Source organism: Streptomyces sp. NPDC002911, from assembly GCF_053591835.1.
In genome coordinates, this window is record NZ_JBSFUO010000014.1 from 113,399 (window position 1) to 128,989 (window position 15,591).

Here is a 15,591-nt window from a genome sequence, read left to right on the forward strand (position 1 = left end):
ATACCCAGGATTCAGCAAACAGGTTCCTGATCCATGGCATTCATGAGGCTCTTCATCCCACTTGTCCCACGGACACCTCCGGCCTCGTCCCGGAGCGACCTCAGCAGCTGCATTCCTCCGACAGTGGGTTCGGCCGCCCCGTCCATCATGTCGAGTGCCTCGGGCACGCCGTCCATGAATTCGGGCACCAGGAAGGAAAGTCCCACGCGTTCGTACGTGTCGGCCAGCAGCCCGGAAAAAGGGACCCTTGCATTCCGATTCCAGGGCGGCGAGTACTCCCAGGACCCGTCCAGCGCGTAAAGATCCGTGACGTCCAGGAGAGCTCGCAGGCGGGCCTTCCGCAGACCGCGCATCAAAGCGTGGGCGAGTGTCCGGGTGTCCCCGGTCATGACGATTCCCACGGCCCCGTGCCCGTGCGGGCGCCTCGCGTTACGGCCGGCGACGAGCGGGGTCAGCGTGATGAGGCCTTCCGTGACTTCCGACGCCTGGCGGGGCGCGGCCCGCTCCAGCAGCGCCCAGGCCCTGCCGATGGACTCGGACCAGACCTCCGCGTCCGCCCGGCCCAGGCGCGGCGCGGCCGGAGCCTCGAAGCAGTTCCGGTACGGGTCCAGGTCCTCGAGGGCGAACCGGGGCGCGCTCCCCGCGGCGAAGTGCCGCACCGGGAGCCAGTCGGGGCTGTCCGCCCCTCTCGGGACGAGCCGTTCAGCGCCGTCATCCCGCCGGACCGAGAACCCCTCACCGAGAGCTCGTACCCGGACCCTGCCCGACTCGCCCGGCTCGGCGATCCGCAGCTCGCCGAGCGTGGGAAGGAAGAGCCTGCCGTCCCGGTAGTCCGCCGGCACCTCCAGGTCCAGACCGGACCGCACCGCGGCAGCCGCGACGTACGACGGTAGTCGCAGCGCCTGTCCGACGGCTTCGGGCCGCTCGGCATGCAGCCCTTCCAGGACGTCGAGCAGCCAGGTACGCGTGTACGCGTGCATGAGGACGCGGTCGAGGCCTGCGGCGCCCTCGCCGGAGGACTCCAGAACACCGGCGAGCCCCCACGCTTGGTCCCACCGTGCGCCACCACGGCCGTCCAGTGCGTCGTGGAGGCCGGCAAGGAGCGTACGGGTCAGGTCGTACTGCTCGGCGGCCAGTTCATCCCGGTCGACCAGAGCGGGTGACACGGTCGCTGCGCTCGTGCGCTCTTGGATCCCCCGCACCAGCGCATCCAGATCGGCGCAGTAGACGGACGGATTGTCGAAGTCGTTCACCGAGCGGTACCGGTGCGTGTAGAGCCCCCCGCCGCACGACCGGACGACGGGGCACCGGTGGCACGTCTCGCTGACACCTGCGAGGCCGAGCTGCCGCGCCCGGACCCCGGGGTGTCCGGCGACGTCGTCGAAGGAGTGCGAGAACACGTCGAACCCGGTGGCCGCCGCGCCCTCGTAGGCGCTCTTGAGGGAGTCGACCTGCTCCAGTTGTCCGTCCGTCTCGACGACCACCAGATCCGTGGGGGCGAGTCCGAGGGACTCGGTGAGACTGGGGCCGCCGCTCAGCGTGGAGAGGACCGAGGAGAACAGGCGCACCGGTACCGGGCTGCCCTCCTCCTGCCAGCGGTCGAAGACGGCGAGGAGCCACTCGGCGTAGGCGGTCGGCGATCCGTCGGGGCGGGGCGGCGGCGCCTCGAATGTGGCGTGCGGGAGAAGGAAGTCGATGAGCGGGGGGTCGAGCGCGACGAGGGCGTCCAGGACCGCGTGCGGATCGTTCGCGATGTCGACGGTGCACAGGAGCCCGAGATCGAGATGGCTGTAGCGGTCCTGCCGGAGCAGTTCGACCGCCTTCAGGACCAGGGGGTGACTGCTGCGTCCGTCGGCGAAGCGCCGGTGCCGGTCGTTGGCCGCACGGTCGCCGTCCAGGGAGATGCCCACCTTGACGCCGAACTCGTCGAAGAGGTCCAGATACCGGGGGCTGAGCTGAAGGCCGTTGGTGTGGATCCGGAGGTCGAGGTCGGCGACACCCGACAGGGCGGAACCGAACTCCTCGCAGACGCGCCGCAGACGGCGCGGGCCGGCCAGCAGAGGCTCCCCTCCGTGCAGGATCACTGTCACGGAGGGCAGTGCATGTGTCTTTGCGTGCTCAGCGAGACGCTGTGCCGTTTTGGAAATGACATGATCAGAAACCGTCTTGGGCCGGGATCTCCAGCTCTGATCAGCATGTTCGTAGACATAGCAATGATCGCAGGCAAGGTCGCACCTGCTGTGAACCTTCAGCACGATTTCGCGGAACGGTACCGCGGGGCCTGTCATTCCACCACTCTAGTCCAGCGGCGCCGGGAATTTGACCGACGACTACAGTAGCCTATCGGCCGAACGGGTGGAATTTTTACCGCTTTACGGCGCCTCCGTCCCCGCTGCCCTTACAGCGCGGAGTTGAATGTCGAGATCTGTGTCGGGCGGCCGCCTGCGGTCGCGAGCACCCGGCCCATCTTCCTGGCTGCTGCACTGCCGGATACTTCGATCTTCGCAAGCGGCACACGACGCTTCGCGACAGCGAAGTTCGGGGTTGATTCGTAGGTCTTCACGGGCGTCCTCGATGGGCTCGTTCCGGACACGGAAACAGCACCGGCACCTGCACCATTGCAGTGTCCGGCGGCACGACTTTACTCTCATGGCCCCGGTGTGCAACTCGACTCGTACTGCGGTGAACCGAGCAATTTGCAGCACTACTCCAAATGAACCGGACCCATTCGCGCAAGAACCGGGGTGACCACTACACCGATTACAGGAGTGATCATGACGGCGATTCCCGGACCACTGCAGAGCATGGTCTTCAGGAGCGCTGATCTGCCCGCACTCTTCCACCACACCGACGCGGTCGCCATCGCACGCCAGCGCGAGGCGGTCAACACCACCCGCGGCCAGCTGGCCCTGCTCGCACTGGGCACCGTGCCGGCCGCCCTGCCCTGGCACGCAGAGGTCGGGGCGCGCTTCCAACTCCTCGATGGTGTCGCGGTGTTGGCGTACCTCGGTGTCCTGATTTCGACCTACCTCGGCTCCCGGCGCAAAGCAAAGTCGCATTGGCAACTCAACCGCTCAGCAGCGGAGTTCATCAAGTCCAACTGCTGGCGTTACGCGGTCCACGGCTCGCCCTTCGACTCCGCCGTACAGCATCCCGAAGCGGTGTTCGCCAGCCGGCTGGAGGAAGGGCTTCAGGAGCTGCGGAAGGTCGGGTGGGACGACCCGAGGGAGGAGATGACGGACTCGGGCGGCGGCCTCATCACGGCGTCCATGCGGGAGTTACGGGACAAGGCCTTCACCGTACGGAAGGAGACGTACATCCGGGACCGGCTGATCGAGCAGCGTCGCTGGTACCGCAGGCGTCGGCTGGGGTCGCGGCGCGGGGCGCTCGTCTGGTCGAGCACCGTTGCCGCCCTGACGCTCCCGGCGCTGGTCCTCGCCGTGATGCAGACCTTCGGCGGCGCCGGCTCGTTCGCGCTCACGGGGACGTTCTCCGCCTCCGCTGCCGCCTGCCTCGCCTGGAACGAGATGCGCCGTCATCACCCGCTGGTGACCGCGCACTCCCTGGTCGAGGAGGACCTGGAGAACATGCAGGCCGCGATGGAGACCACCCTCACCGAGCGGCAGTGGGCCGCCGCAGTCTTCGAGACCGAGCGGATCGTCTCGCCCGAGCACACCGACTGGCTGGCCAGGCACCGGATGTGAGGCCATCGGCTCAGTCGCGCTCCACACCGTCGCGCCAGATGACGGTGACCGGCCGTCCTAGGCTGCGGGCGTACGTCACGATGTCGCCGGTGCCTCCGAGGCCCCGCGCGGGCCGGCCGTCCCAGACTGCGAGCAGCCGGTCGCAGTGATCGGCGATATAGGCACCCGCGGCGAAATACGCCTCGTCGGTGGAGCGCGCGAAGTCCAGCCGGATCTCGCGGGCGGCCCGGGCCTTGAGCGCCCGGTATCGCTCGAGCTCCGTCCCGTCGGCGAAGTCGGCTTCGTAGTCCCTGCTGGGGATGACCACGGTCAGCTCCGCGCCGTGGGCCAGTGCGAGGCCGGCGAAGAGCTGGTCGGCCCCGACCGCCAGGCTGGAGAGCGCTTCCAAGGAGCCGTCATGTCCGCACAGTGCCGCGCCCAACCCCTCCAGCACACGCGCGTGGAGCTCCTGGGGGATGGAACGGTGACCGGTCACTCCGATGCGTTTCACGGACGTGGAACCCCCTGATGTCTGCGGGGGCTCACGGAGGACATCCCTCCGGACGGGTACAGCGTCCGCCCCCGTGGTGTTTCTGCCACAGACCGTCCTGACATCCTCTCAAAAGCCGCGGGCCGAACGGGAGCCCCCGCCGGGGTTCGGCGGGGGCTCACGGGAGTGCGGCGGTGCCCGACAGGGTCAGAACACGCTGACACCGTACGCGCTCAGTGCTTCCGTGACCGGCTGGAAGAAGGTTGTCCCGCCGGTGGAGCAGTTTCCGCTGCCGCCCGAGGTGAGGCCGATCGCCCGGGTGCCCGAGTGGAGGGGGCCGCCGGAGTCGCCGGGTTCGGCGCACACATCGGTGCGGATCATGCCGTGGACGATGTCCCCGCTGCCGTAGTTGACCGTGGCGTCGAGGCCGGTGACGGAGCCGCTGTGGGTGCCGGTGGTGGAGCCGCGGCGGGTGACGGACATGCCGACGGTGGCGTTGGCCGCGCTGGTGATGTCCTGGCTGCCGACGGTGCCGGACTTGGTGATGGAGCTGTTGGTGTAACGGACGATGCCGTAGTCGTCGGTCGGGAAGCTTGAGCCCGTGGTGGTGCCGAGCACCGTGGTGCGGGAGGAGTTGGACCACCAGGTGCCGGCGCCGTCGGTGCAGTGCCCGGCCGTCAGGAAGTAGTAGGTACTGCCGCTGCGGACGTTGAAGCCCAGGGAGCAGCGCCAGCTCGAGGCGTAGACGGCGTCACCGCCCGAGATCAGCTTGCGCAGCTTTCCGGGCGTGCGCTCGATGCGCAGGGCGCCCGCGTTGGCACCGGCCGCGTCCTTGATGGTGTCGATCTCTGCCCGCGAGACGGTGCTGTCCACGGTGACGACCAGCCGTCCGGTCACCAGGTCGGCGTTCCACGCGGTGCCGGCGACGTCTGCTCGGAGTACGGCCTCTCCCGCCGCGCTCAGCTGACCGGCGCTGTACGGCCCGGTCTGGTCGGCGTTGGCCGTGGGGACGGCGAGGGCGACGACGGCGACGAGGCCCGCGGAGACAGCTGTGATCCGGCTGCGTCTCGCCGTGCTGCCGTTGCGGGGGTTGGGGCGCTTGATCCGCACTTCGTTCCTCCCGGGGGGAGTTGGGGGTGCACCTGTGGGGTGCGGAACCCGTGAGGCGCGGCCAGGGGCACGCACGCGTTCGGAAAAGCGTACGAATTCCGGATACATCACGCTTCTGACGGGCACTTTTCGGGAGTATCGGGGGCGTCAATGTGCCGCGCAAGGGTGCCTTTTCGGCCGAGTCGGCGCGCGACGGAACCGGCCCCAGCAGCCCCGTGACTGCTGGGGCCGGTGTGCCGGCCCCTTGCGTCCCGGCTGGGACCGTTCAGCCGTCGATACGGTTCCGCTCCCCCGCGGGGACGGCCACCGTGAGGGTGTTGCCGGGTGGCGGGAAGGGGCAGATGAAATGGTCGGCGAAGGCGCACGGAGGCAGGAGGGTGCGGTTGAAGTCGACCCGTACCCTGCCGTCCCCGTCAGGCGCCGGGGGCCGCAGGAAGCGGAAGCGGTAGCTGCTGTCCCCGCTGGTGGTGTCGGCGAAGACGGCCCAGAGCGATCCGTCGGGCTCGACCGCGACCTGGAGGGTGTGCTCGGAGCCGTCCAGGGTGAAGGCGATCTCGCCCGAGAGCCCCAGCCCCCGCTCGCGGCCGTCGGCGTTGCCGACGCGGACGGTCCGGTCGGATTCGTACGGCCGGAAGGTGCCGTCCAGCGACCACTTCGGGTCGTACGGGGTGGCGTCGACGGTGCGGAAGGCCTGGCGGGCCGGAGACTTCGGGTCGAAGTCCCGTACCGCCCAGAGGCCTTCGCGGCGTAGTACGACCAGTCGGCGTTCCCCCTGCGCCACCCGGGAGGTGTCGATGGGGCCCCGGTCCGCGCCGAGGCGGATCTCGCCGGACAACGGCTGCGTGTCGACGGTCAGCCCGTCCTCGGGGCCGGCGGTGAGCACCACCTCGTCGCCCTCCTCGCGCCACAGCCCGGGCATGGCCGGAATTCGACCCTCCGGATGGTCGGCGAGCCAGTGGGTGCCGGTGAGGGAGAGCGGGCCGTGCGGCGCGGCCACGGCGACGATGCGCCCCTCGTGCCAGCGCTGCCAGGCGTGGAACTCCTCGCTGTTTTGCTGTGCGTCCGTGCTCATGCGGTCAACCCTTCCATACCGGCTCGGGCAGGCCGAGGTGCGACCTCAGCGTGGAGCCGGTGTATTCGGAACGGAAGGCTCCGCGTTCCTGGAGGAGCGGGACGACCCGGTCGACGAAGTCGTCGAGACCGCCCGGAGTGAGATGCGGTACGAGGATGAAGCCGTCTGCCGCGTCGGTGGTGACGAACTCCTCCAGTTCGGCGGCGACCGTCTCCGGGGAGCCGATGAAGGACTGCCGGGCCGTGGACTCGATGACCGTCTGTCGGATGGACAGCCCCCTGGCCTCCGACAGCGCCCGCCATGTGACGGCGACGGCGAGCGGGTCCGCCACCCGCACCCTTCCCTGGACCAGGTCCGAGCCGGGGTCCGGGTCGATGTCGGGGAGGGGTCCGTCGGGGTCGTACGAGGAGAGGTCTCGGCCCCAGACCTGCTCCAGGGCGAGGATGGCGTTCTGCGGGGACACCTGCTGCCGGCGGATCTCGGCGGCCCTCTGCTGTGCCTCCGCGTCGGTATCGCCGACGACGACGGTGACCCCGGGCATGATCTTCAGGTCGGCCGGATCCCTGCCGTACTTCGCAAGCCGTGCCTTGACATCGGCGTAGAAGATCCGTCCGGCCTCCGGCGTGCCGTGCCGGGTGAAGATGACGTCGGCGGCGGACGCGGCGAATTCCCGGCCTTCGTCGGAGTCCCCGGCCTGGATGACGACGGGGTGCCCCTGGGGTGAGCGGGGGACGGTGAACTCCCCGGAGATCTCGAAGTGCTGCCCGGAGTGCGCGAACGGCCGGGAGGCGCCGTCGGGCGTCCAGGAGTCCCACAGCTCACGTGCTGTGGAGACGAATTCGGCGGCGCGGGTGTACCGGTCGGCCCGGTCGAGGTAACCGCCGCGGCGGAAGTTCTCGCCGGTGAACGCGTCCGAGGAGGTCACCACGTTCCATGCGGCACGGCCCGCGCTCAGGTGGTCGAGCGTGGCGAGGCGGCGGGCGAGTTCGTACGGCTCGTTGAAGGTCGCGTTGACCGTGGCGGCGAGCCCGAGTCGTTCGGTGACGGCGGCCAGGGCGTTGAGGACGGTGAGGGATTCAGGACGGCCCACCACGTCGAGGTCGTGGATGCGGCCGTCGTGCTCGCGCAGTCGCAGCCCCTCCGCGAGGAAGAAGAAGTCGAACTTCCCCCGCTCGGCGGTCCTGGCCAGGTGCTCGAAGGAGGCGAAGTCGATCTGGCTCCGGGAGCGGGGATCGGTCCACACGGTGGTGCTGTTGACGCCCGGGAAGTGGGCGGCGAGGTGCATCTGCTTCATGAAGTTCCCCCTGAGGTCCCCGCGAGCGTGTAGCGGTTGGCTGGCCTGCCGAGGCCGAGGTGCTCGCGGAGTGTGCCGCCCGGGTAGAAGGTGCGGAACAGGCTGCGGTGCTGGAGCAGGGCCACGGTTCCGTTGACGATCCTTTCGAGGTCGCGCTCCGGTGTGATGGGGGTGAGGTGGAAGCCGTCGACGGCTCCGCCCCGGTGCCACTGGGTGATGAGTTCGGCGAGGTCCACCGGGCCGCCGCGGAAGTAGGTCCCCCGCCCCGCGAGCTGCGGGCCGCTCTCCAGTCCGGGTTCGGGTGCCGTCTCGGCGTCCCCGAGGTCGACGGTGAGGGCGACCAGGACCCGCAGGCTGTCGGGGTCCCGGCCGTGGGCCGCCGCGGCGCGGCGCAGGTCGTCGCGGAGCGAGGCAGCCTGTTCGGGTGAGGTGGCCCGTACGTAGACGACGTCGGCGTGCCGCGCGGCGGGCTCCCGGGCCGGGCCGCTCGTGCCGTCGATGACGGTGACGGGCCGGCCCTGCGGCGGCCGCGGCACGATGGCCGGGCCACGGACGGAGAAGGTACTGCCCTCGAAGTCGACGTAGTGGAGCTTGTCGCGGTCGATGAAGCGGCCGGTGGCGACGTCCCGGATCTCCGCGTCGTCCTCCCAGCTGTCCCACAGCCGCGCTCCGGCGTCGGCAACCTCCCCCGCCTCGTGCCACAGCGCGGTGGCGGGTGCGGCGGGGCGCCGGCCGAACAGCCGGGCCTCAACCTCGGTCGTCGACACGTCGGCATGCCAGCCGGCCCGGCCCTTGCTGACCCAGTCGAGGGTGGCGACGGCGGACGAGACATGGAAGGGCTCGGTGTGGGTGGTGGTGACGGTCGGCACGAGGCCGATCCGGGTGGTGGCCGGGGCGACGCGGGCCAGTACGGCGAGCGCGTCGGGCCCGGGGCGGGCGAAGGAATCGCTCAGGGTGACGAAGTCGAGCGCGCCCCCTTCGGCGAGTCGGGCGAGCGCGACGTGGGAGCCGGCGTCGTAGCGCGGCGGGCCGCCGATCTCGGCGGCGAGGTGAAGTGGCCTGGTGGCGGACATGCGGGACCTCTCGGGATCAGTTCTCGGTCTTGGGGAGGCCGGGCGGGTTGATCTCCGACTTCTCGACGGCCTCGTTGGACAGGCCCCAGCGCTTCAGCACCTCGGCGTACGAGCCGTCCTGGATGATGTGGTCGATCGCGGCGCCGTACGCCTCCACCAGCCCGCTGTCCTTCTTGGTGGTGGCGGCGATCTTCCCCTGGACGCCGTCACCGCCGCCGGAGAGCGTGCCGACGATCTCGGACTGCCCGGCCGACGCGACGTGGTAGTTGACCGAGGGGCTCGGGCCCAGGTAGGCGTCGATGCGGCCCGACTGGAGTGCCAGGTAGTAGTCGGTGTCCTTCTGGAAGTACTTGATGTCCACCGCCTTGCGGCCGGCCTTGACGTTCTCCTCGTTCCAGTCGACGAGGATCTTCTCCTGGTTGGTGCCGGAGGCGACGGAGATCGTCTTCCCCGCGACGTCCGCCGGGCCCTTCACCTTCCAGCCGGATCCCTTCTTGGCCTCGAAGGCGATGTTGTCGAGCCGGTACGTCGCGAAGTCGTACTTCTCCTTGCGCTCCTCGGTCACGGTGACGTTGGACAGCACCCCGTCGAACTTCGAGCTGTCGAGCCCGACGAAGAGGTTCTCCCAGGAGACCTGCTCGAATTCCGGCTTGAGTCCCAGCGTGTCGGCGATCAGGGTGGCGAGGTCGATCTCGCCACCGATCCGGGTCTTGTCGTCGGTCGCGTAGAAGCCGAGCGGTGGCGAGGCGTCGGCGCTCGCGCCCAGCCGGAGCGTGCCGCGTTCGCGGACGGCGGCGGGCACCTGGGCCGCGATGGCGTCGACCTTCTTGCCCCTGATCCGCTTCTGGTCGGGGCCGATGTTGATGCCGGTGTCCTTCTGGCCCTTGGGACGGATCACGTCCTCCGTGCCGTCGGCGGTGCCGCACGCCGTGAGCAGCCCGGCGGCGGTGAGGGTGGCGAGGGCTGCGGTGATCGTGCGGCGGACGGACACGTGACTGCTCCTTGACTGCGGGGACATGGCTCAGAGGACCTTGGAGAGGAAGGCGCGGGTGCGCTCCTGGACGGGCCGGTCGAGTACGTCGGCGGGCGGGCCCTGTTCGACGATCCGTCCCTCGTCCATGAAGACGACGGTGTCGGCGACCTCGCGGGCGAAGCCGATCTCGTGCGTGACGACGATCATCGTGGTGCCCCCGTGGGCCAGGTCCTTGATGACGTCGAGGACCTCGCCGACGAGCTCGGGGTCGAGCGCCGAGGTCGGCTCGTCGAAGAGCAGCAGTTTCGGTTCCAGGGCGAGGGCGCGGGCGATCGCGACGCGCTGCTGCTGGCCTCCGGAGAGCTGCTTGGGGTAGGCCCCGGCCTTGTCGGCGAGCCCGACGCGGGCCAGGAGCTTCTCCGCCGCGGCGACCGCGTCCTTGCGGGGGCGGCCCAGCGCTGCGACCGGGGCCTCGATGACGTTCTCCAGGACGGTGAGGTGCGGGAAGAGGTTGAAATTCTGGAAGACGAAACCGATCCGGGTGCGCTGGCGCAGGACCTCGCGTTCGCGCAGCTCGTACAGCTTGTTGCCGGACCTGCGGTAGCCCACCAGGGTGCCGTCGACACTGATCCAGCCCTGGTCGACCTTCTCCAGGTGGTTGATGGTGCGCAGCAGGGTGGACTTCCCCGACCCGGACGGGCCGAGGACGACGGTCACCTCTCCCGCGCGTACGGACAGGTCGATGCCGCGGAGCACCTCGAGCGGACCGAAGCTCTTGTGCACGGATCGGATCTCGACCATGGCGGCGGACCCGGTGGCTTCTTCTGTGGGTGCGCTCATCGCACGGCCCCCTTGGCGTAGTGACGTTCGACGTAGTGCTGGAGGACGGAGAGCACGGTGGTCAGGAGGATGTACCAGACCGTGGCCACCATCAGCAGGGGCACCACCCGGCCGTTGCGTCCGTAGACGACCTGGACCTGGTAGAAGAGTTCGCCGATCGCCATCACGGAGACGATCGAGGTGCCCTTGAAGAGGGAGATGATCTCGTTGGCGGCGTTCGGCAGGATGGAGCGCATCGCCTGCGGCAGCACGATGCGCCGCAGCTGCCGCAGCCGTGGGATCCCGAGCGCGGCGGCCGCCTCCAACTGGCCGCTGTCCACGGCCAGTACGCCGCCACGGACGATCTCCGCCGCGTACGCTGCCTGGTGCAGGGCGAGCCCGAGGACGGCGGCGCTCATCGCGCCGACGAGGTTCATCGTGTCGAAGGAGACGAATCCGGGCCCGAACGGTATGCCGAACTCGAGCTCCTTGTAGAGGTACGCCAGGTTGAACCAGAACAGCAGCTGGACGATGAGCGGGATCGAACGGAACGCCCAGATGTACGCGTACGAGACCGCCCTGAGGAACGGGCTGGCGGACAGCCGCATGAAGGCTAGGACGATGCCGAGCGCGAAGCCGATCACCGTGCCGTAGAAGGTCAGCTGGAGGGTGACCCAGACGGCGTGGAGGATGGTCTCGGTCGTGATGAACCGGGCGAAGACGTCCCATTCCCAGCCGGGGTTGGTGATCAGGCCGTTCAGGAACTGGGCGAGCAGCACGGCTGTGGCCGCGACGGCGACCCAGTGCCAGGGGTGGCGTACGGGGACGACTTTCAGGGCCGCGTACTCGTCGACGTCCGGTTCCTCGGCGACGGTGGTCCTGGCCGGTGGGTGGACGGGTGGATCGCTGGTCAGCGACATGGTGGAGGTTCCTTCTGCGACGGGAGGACGAAAGGGGGGCCGTGCTCACGCGGTGAGGCGGTCCCGACAGGAGAGGTCGCGCAGGAACGCGAGCGCCGTCCGGGCGGTGGCGTCGTTCTGCCGGAAGGCCGGGCCGCCGGTGCGCGGCCGGGTGAAGGCACCGCTGGAGCGTGCGGTGGTGTAGGGGCCGAGGGCGAAGCGGCGGGGGTGGGGGCGGCCCTCACGGTCCAGGATCCGGCCGTCGGCCGGGTCGACGGAGAGCAGCCCCGTGTCGGTGCCCGCCGCACCGTCCTCGTACAGTCCGCTCAGCAGCGGGCTGCGGGTCTTGCGCAGCGAGGGGTCGGGCAGCCGGGCCTCGACCAGGGCGCGGGCTTCGGTGTGCGCGCCGGGCACAGTGGCACTGCGGGCCCGGAAGACACCCTGTTCCTCGTCGGCCTCGACGGTCATGCCGGCCCCGAGGAAGCGGACGACGCCGGCCTGCGAGAGGGCGAGGAGCTGGCGCAGCCTGGGGCCGGGCGGTCCGGAGGCGAGGTAGCTGAAGAAGCCGTGCCACCGCTCGCCGATGTCGCCGAAGCTGACCAACTGCCCGTAGACGGAGAGCAGTCCGAGGAACACGGCGAGGTCGGGGCTGTGCCGGGGGTCGTGCCGGCGTTCGAGGTCGGCGGTGATGTAGGCGCGCAGCCCGTCCTGCAGTGAGTCGTACGAGGCGTGGCGCACCCCGTCGAGCGGATGGTCGAGGGCGTCGAGGTCGAGCCGGTCGGCCGGATCGGGGACGGCCGAGGCGACGAGGGCCGCGAGCTCGGGGCTGCCGGGCTCGGCGACGGCGTACTTCTCCTCGAAGTCTCCATGGTCCACGACGGTGCGCTCGGGATGGGCGGTGAAGAGCCGGTGGTAGTGGGCGTGGCCCAGCTCCTTGGTGACCAGCGGCCACAGATCGCGACGGAAGTCCACGGGGCCGGGGCGGCCGAGGACCTCCGCCACCTGATCGGCGCCGAAGTGGTGTGGCAGGGGCGGCCGTTCGCCCTCCCAGGTGTAGCCGATCTTGGAGTGGTACGGGACTCCTCGCCGTGACCCGACGTACAGGACGGGCTCCCTGCCGGAGGGCACGTAGGCCCCGTTCTCGTAGCGCCCGCCGCGCCCCTCGGTGAGCAGCACCATCAGGTCGATGAAGGCGAGGCCGAAGCCGCGCACGAGGACGGGCTCTCCCGCGGGCAGGGACGTCAGGTCGGTGTCGGCGGTGAAGTCGGGCGGCAGGTGGACGAGTCCGTGGCGTGCGGCGAAGGCGGACAGCTCCTGCTGTTCCGTGTCCGGTTCGGCGTCGAGATGGCCGACGGTGAGGACGACGAGATCGGCGGCGAGCGGCTCGGCACGCCCCTGGATCCAGACACGCTGCCGGCCGCCACGGGGCCCAAAGACGCGCACTGCGTAGCCGGTGTGTTCGTGGACGGTGATGCCGGGCGGGAGCGCGGCGAGCGTCTGTTCGTACACCCAGCGGAGATAGGCACTCTGCAGCCGGCGGCTGGGGAAGTCCTGGTCGCCGAGGCCGTGCATCTCCTCCAGGACCGTGGCGTCGGCGGAGATGACGGTCCGCCCTTCGCGGACGTCCGCGACCCAGGTGTGCAGGGCGGGGCCGGGGCGGACCGGACCGTCCAGCTGGACCGTGTCGTCGGTGAACATGGTGACGTCCTCGGCCATGGAGTTCATCCAGAGCAGCGGGGACTGGTCCTGCCGCCAGATCCGGCCGCCGCCCGGCGGGAACGGGTCGACGAGGTGGATGTCCAGGGGCCGGTCGCCGTACAGCTCGGCGGCGTTGGCCGCTATGCGTTCGATGACTCCGGTGCCGCGCGGTCCGCCGCCGATGACGACGAGCGCCGGTGCGCCGGTCACCGTGCGCCTGCCGTGCCGCGTGCGTAGTGGCGTTCGACGTAGTACTGCCCGATGGACAGGAGAGAGGTGACGGCCACGTACCAGAGGGTGGCGACCAGCAGCAGCGGGATGACCTCGTAGGTGCGGTGGTAGACGAGCTGCACGGAGTACAGCAGGTCCTGCACGGCGATGATGCTGACGATCGAGGTGCCCTTCAGGGTCCCGATCAGCATGTTCCCGGCGGGCGGGACGATGGAGCGCATGGCTTGCGGCAGCACGATCCGCCGGAGCCGGCGCCAGGGTCCCAGCCCGAGCGACTGGGCCGCCTCCAGCTGTCCCCGTTCGACGGAGAGGATGCCGCCGCGGACCACTTCGGCGGCGTACGCGGCCTCGTGCAGCGTGAGTCCGATGACGGCGACGGTGACCGGGCCGAGGAGGTTGACGGTACTGACGCCCAGGATCTGCGGGTAGAGGGCGCCGATGTTGAACCAGAAGAGCAGCTGGACCAGGATCGGTGTCGACCTGAACAGCCAGATGTAGCCCCAGCTCACCGCCTGGAGAACACGGTTGCCGGAGAGCCTGAACACCGCGAGCAGGGTGCCGAGGGCGAAGCCGAGCACCATGACGAGGCCGGTGAGCCACAGGGTGAGGCCGAGGCCCCGCAGCACGGAGTCGGTCGTGAGGTAGTCGCCCACGACGTCCCACTGGAAGGCGTCGTTGCGGACGACGGAGACCAGAGCCCCCACGAGGAGGAGCAGGACGACAACGGCCGCCGCCCACTGGCCGGTTCGGCGTACGGGGACGATGCGCGGGGCGGCGTCCTCCGCACGCTTGCCCGGTGGTGCGGGAAGGGACGGGGCATGGATTTCTGTCTGCGCGGACATGCGAAGGCTCCGTGGATGCAGAGATCGAACACGGGGCGTGCCTTCAGCGCGAAACACAACGTGGACCGGGCCCCTCAGCGCCGGTCCGCTTCCGAGAAAAGCGCCACCCGGTGCTGTTGTCAAGCTTGTCCACAGTGTGAGCTGTACGTCTCACCTCGGTTGACGCGCAACCGGATGCCTGTTCCACTTGGGCCATGTATTCGCAGCTGTGGCTGGTCACCCGCTCCCACATCGACTTCGGTCGCGTGTGGTCCTGTTCCTGTTGAGCTGACCCCCCTGCGTCTTCGTTCTTCCCGCTCGCGCCCCTGCCGGCGCCCGAGCGGATTCCCCCGCGTTCCTTCACGTACACAACATCGCTCCGCCCTCCCCTCGTATCGCTGATCTCCCGCCCCGACGCTCCGTGCTGCCCAGGCACCGGAGCGCGGTCGACGAACCCGGAGAAACTCCGTCATGCCCCGAACCCGGCAGACCGCTGCCTTCGCACTGATCACCGTGGCCGCCCTTTCGCTCACCGCCTGCGGATCGGGTGACCCCGCTGCTTCACCGGCCGGCGCGGGGTCCGCGGGCAAGGGGAAGATCCCGACGGCCGATGTGGTCTCTTCGGTGAAGCGGAACGACGACGCGGCGAAGCTGCTGCCCGAGAAGGTGCGCGCCTCGGGAACCCTCTCCCTCGCATCCAGCGTCGGCGCTCCGCCCGGGGCGTTCTACCGGGAGGACGGCAAGACGCTCGCGGGTGCCGACATCGACTTCGCGGACGCGGTGGCCCGGACGCTCGGGCTGAAGCTCGAGCGGGAGGTCGCCTCCTTCGAGGCGATCCTTCCGGCCCTCGGCAGCGGCAAGTACGACCTGGGCACAGGCAACTTCGGAGTGACGGACGAACGCCGGAAGACGATCGACTTCGTCACGTACATCAACGACGGGCAGGGCTTCGCCGTCCGCGACGACAGCGACCTGAAGAAGGTCACCGACCTCACGCAGCTCTGCGGCCTGACCGTCGGCACCGGCGCCGGGACCACCTTCGAGGCGACCCTGGAGGAGAACAAGCACCGCTGCGCCGACGCGGGCAGGAAGCCGTACGAGGTCAAGACGTACGCCGACCAGGCCGCGGTCTGGATCTCGCTGCAGCAGGGCCGCAGCGACGTCCTGATGTCCACGATCAACGGACTGCGGTACGCGGTGACCCAGCAGGAGGGGCTGCGCTTCCTCAACGAGTACAAGCGGCTCGACGTCGGCTTCGCCTTCAAGAAGGGAACGCCGCTGGCACCTGCCTTCCGGGCCGCGGTCAACGGCCTCAAGGCCGACGGGACCTACGACCGCATCCTGAAGAAGTGGGGCACCGCCGAGTCGGCGATCCGGACTTCGCAGATCTCACCGCCCGAGATCAGGTGAGCACGAGGGGTGCGGCTG

Annotated in this window: 14 protein-coding genes; 2 read left to right on the plus strand and 12 right to left on the minus strand. The window is 69.7% G+C overall.

The window, feature by feature from the left end; all coding sequences use genetic code 11:
• Positions 1–11: 11 nt before the first annotated feature.
• Both fxsBH and fxsA read right to left on the minus strand, forming a co-directional pair.
• The gene (gene fxsBH, locus ACWD04_RS22045) at positions 12–2,288 is read right to left on the minus strand and encodes a radical SAM/SPASM protein FxsBH, inactivated beta-hydroxylase extension form (RefSeq protein WP_451134397.1); all 2,277 of its coding nucleotides are present in this window, start codon (positions 2,286–2,288) and stop codon (positions 12–14) included.
• Between the two features lie 110 nt (positions 2,289–2,398).
• Entirely contained in the window at positions 2,399–2,563 is a 165-nt protein-coding gene (gene fxsA / locus ACWD04_RS22050) for an FxSxx-COOH cyclophane-containing RiPP peptide (protein WP_351279986.1), read from the minus strand.
• A gap of 211 nt (positions 2,564–2,774) precedes the next feature.
• On the opposite strand from fxsA, the gene ACWD04_RS22055 reads away from it, so the two are divergent.
• Positions 2,775–3,704 (plus strand): DUF4231 domain-containing protein, encoded by a 930-nt coding sequence (locus ACWD04_RS22055; RefSeq protein ID WP_451134399.1) that lies wholly within the window; start codon positions 2,775–2,777, stop codon positions 3,702–3,704.
• A 10-nt stretch (positions 3,705–3,714) separates the two neighbouring features.
• Here the strand turns inward: ACWD04_RS22055 and ACWD04_RS22060 are convergent, their stop codons facing one another.
• The 10 genes from ACWD04_RS22060 to ACWD04_RS22105 form a co-directional block, all read right to left on the minus strand.
• A complete protein-coding gene (locus tag ACWD04_RS22060) occupies positions 3,715–4,194 on the minus strand; it encodes a hypothetical protein (RefSeq protein WP_451134401.1) in 480 nt (159 codons plus the stop codon).
• Between the two features lie 186 nt (positions 4,195–4,380).
• Positions 4,381–5,283: a S1 family peptidase gene (locus ACWD04_RS22065; protein WP_451134403.1), complete on the minus strand. Its 903-nt coding sequence runs from the start codon at positions 5,281–5,283 to the stop codon at positions 4,381–4,383.
• A 265-nt stretch (positions 5,284–5,548) separates the two neighbouring features.
• Positions 5,549–6,355, minus strand: coding sequence for a DUF1684 domain-containing protein (locus tag ACWD04_RS22070; protein WP_451134405.1), 807 nt, complete (start codon positions 6,353–6,355; stop codon positions 5,549–5,551).
• A gap of 4 nt (positions 6,356–6,359) precedes the next feature.
• On the minus strand, positions 6,360–7,649 hold the full coding sequence (locus ACWD04_RS22075; RefSeq protein WP_451134407.1) for an NtaA/DmoA family FMN-dependent monooxygenase: 1,290 nt from the start codon (positions 7,647–7,649) through the stop codon (positions 6,360–6,362).
• On the minus strand, positions 7,646–8,722 hold the full coding sequence (locus tag ACWD04_RS22080; RefSeq protein ID WP_451134409.1) for an LLM class flavin-dependent oxidoreductase: 1,077 nt from the start codon (positions 8,720–8,722) through the stop codon (positions 7,646–7,648). The genes ACWD04_RS22075 and ACWD04_RS22080 overlap by 4 nt, the downstream gene beginning before the upstream one ends.
• A 16-nt stretch (positions 8,723–8,738) precedes the next feature.
• The gene (locus ACWD04_RS22085) at positions 8,739–9,713 is read right to left on the minus strand and encodes an ABC transporter substrate-binding protein (protein ID WP_451134411.1); all 975 of its coding nucleotides are present in this window, start codon (positions 9,711–9,713) and stop codon (positions 8,739–8,741) included.
• Between the two features lie 30 nt (positions 9,714–9,743).
• The gene (locus ACWD04_RS22090; protein WP_451134509.1) at positions 9,744–10,496 is read right to left on the minus strand and encodes an amino acid ABC transporter ATP-binding protein; all 753 of its coding nucleotides are present in this window, start codon (positions 10,494–10,496) and stop codon (positions 9,744–9,746) included.
• A 35-nt stretch (positions 10,497–10,531) separates the two neighbouring features.
• Positions 10,532–11,434 (minus strand): amino acid ABC transporter permease, encoded by a 903-nt coding sequence (locus ACWD04_RS22095; protein ID WP_451134413.1) that lies wholly within the window; start codon positions 11,432–11,434, stop codon positions 10,532–10,534.
• 45 nt (positions 11,435–11,479) lie between these two features.
• Positions 11,480–13,321 carry an FAD/NAD(P)-binding protein gene (locus ACWD04_RS22100; protein ID WP_451134415.1) on the minus strand — a complete coding sequence of 614 codons (1,842 nt, stop codon included), beginning with the start codon at positions 13,319–13,321 and terminating at the stop codon, positions 11,480–11,482.
• Positions 13,318–14,184, minus strand: a complete 867-nt coding sequence (locus ACWD04_RS22105) for an amino acid ABC transporter permease (protein WP_451134417.1) — start codon at positions 14,182–14,184, stop codon at positions 13,318–13,320. The genes ACWD04_RS22100 and ACWD04_RS22105 overlap by 4 nt, the downstream gene beginning before the upstream one ends.
• A gap of 450 nt (positions 14,185–14,634) precedes the next feature.
• Here ACWD04_RS22105 and ACWD04_RS22110 point away from each other — a divergent pair, with 450 nt between their 5' ends.
• Positions 14,635–15,573, plus strand: a complete 939-nt coding sequence (locus ACWD04_RS22110) for an ABC transporter substrate-binding protein (RefSeq protein ID WP_451134419.1) — start codon at positions 14,635–14,637, stop codon at positions 15,571–15,573.
• Positions 15,574–15,591: the final 18 nt, after the last annotated feature.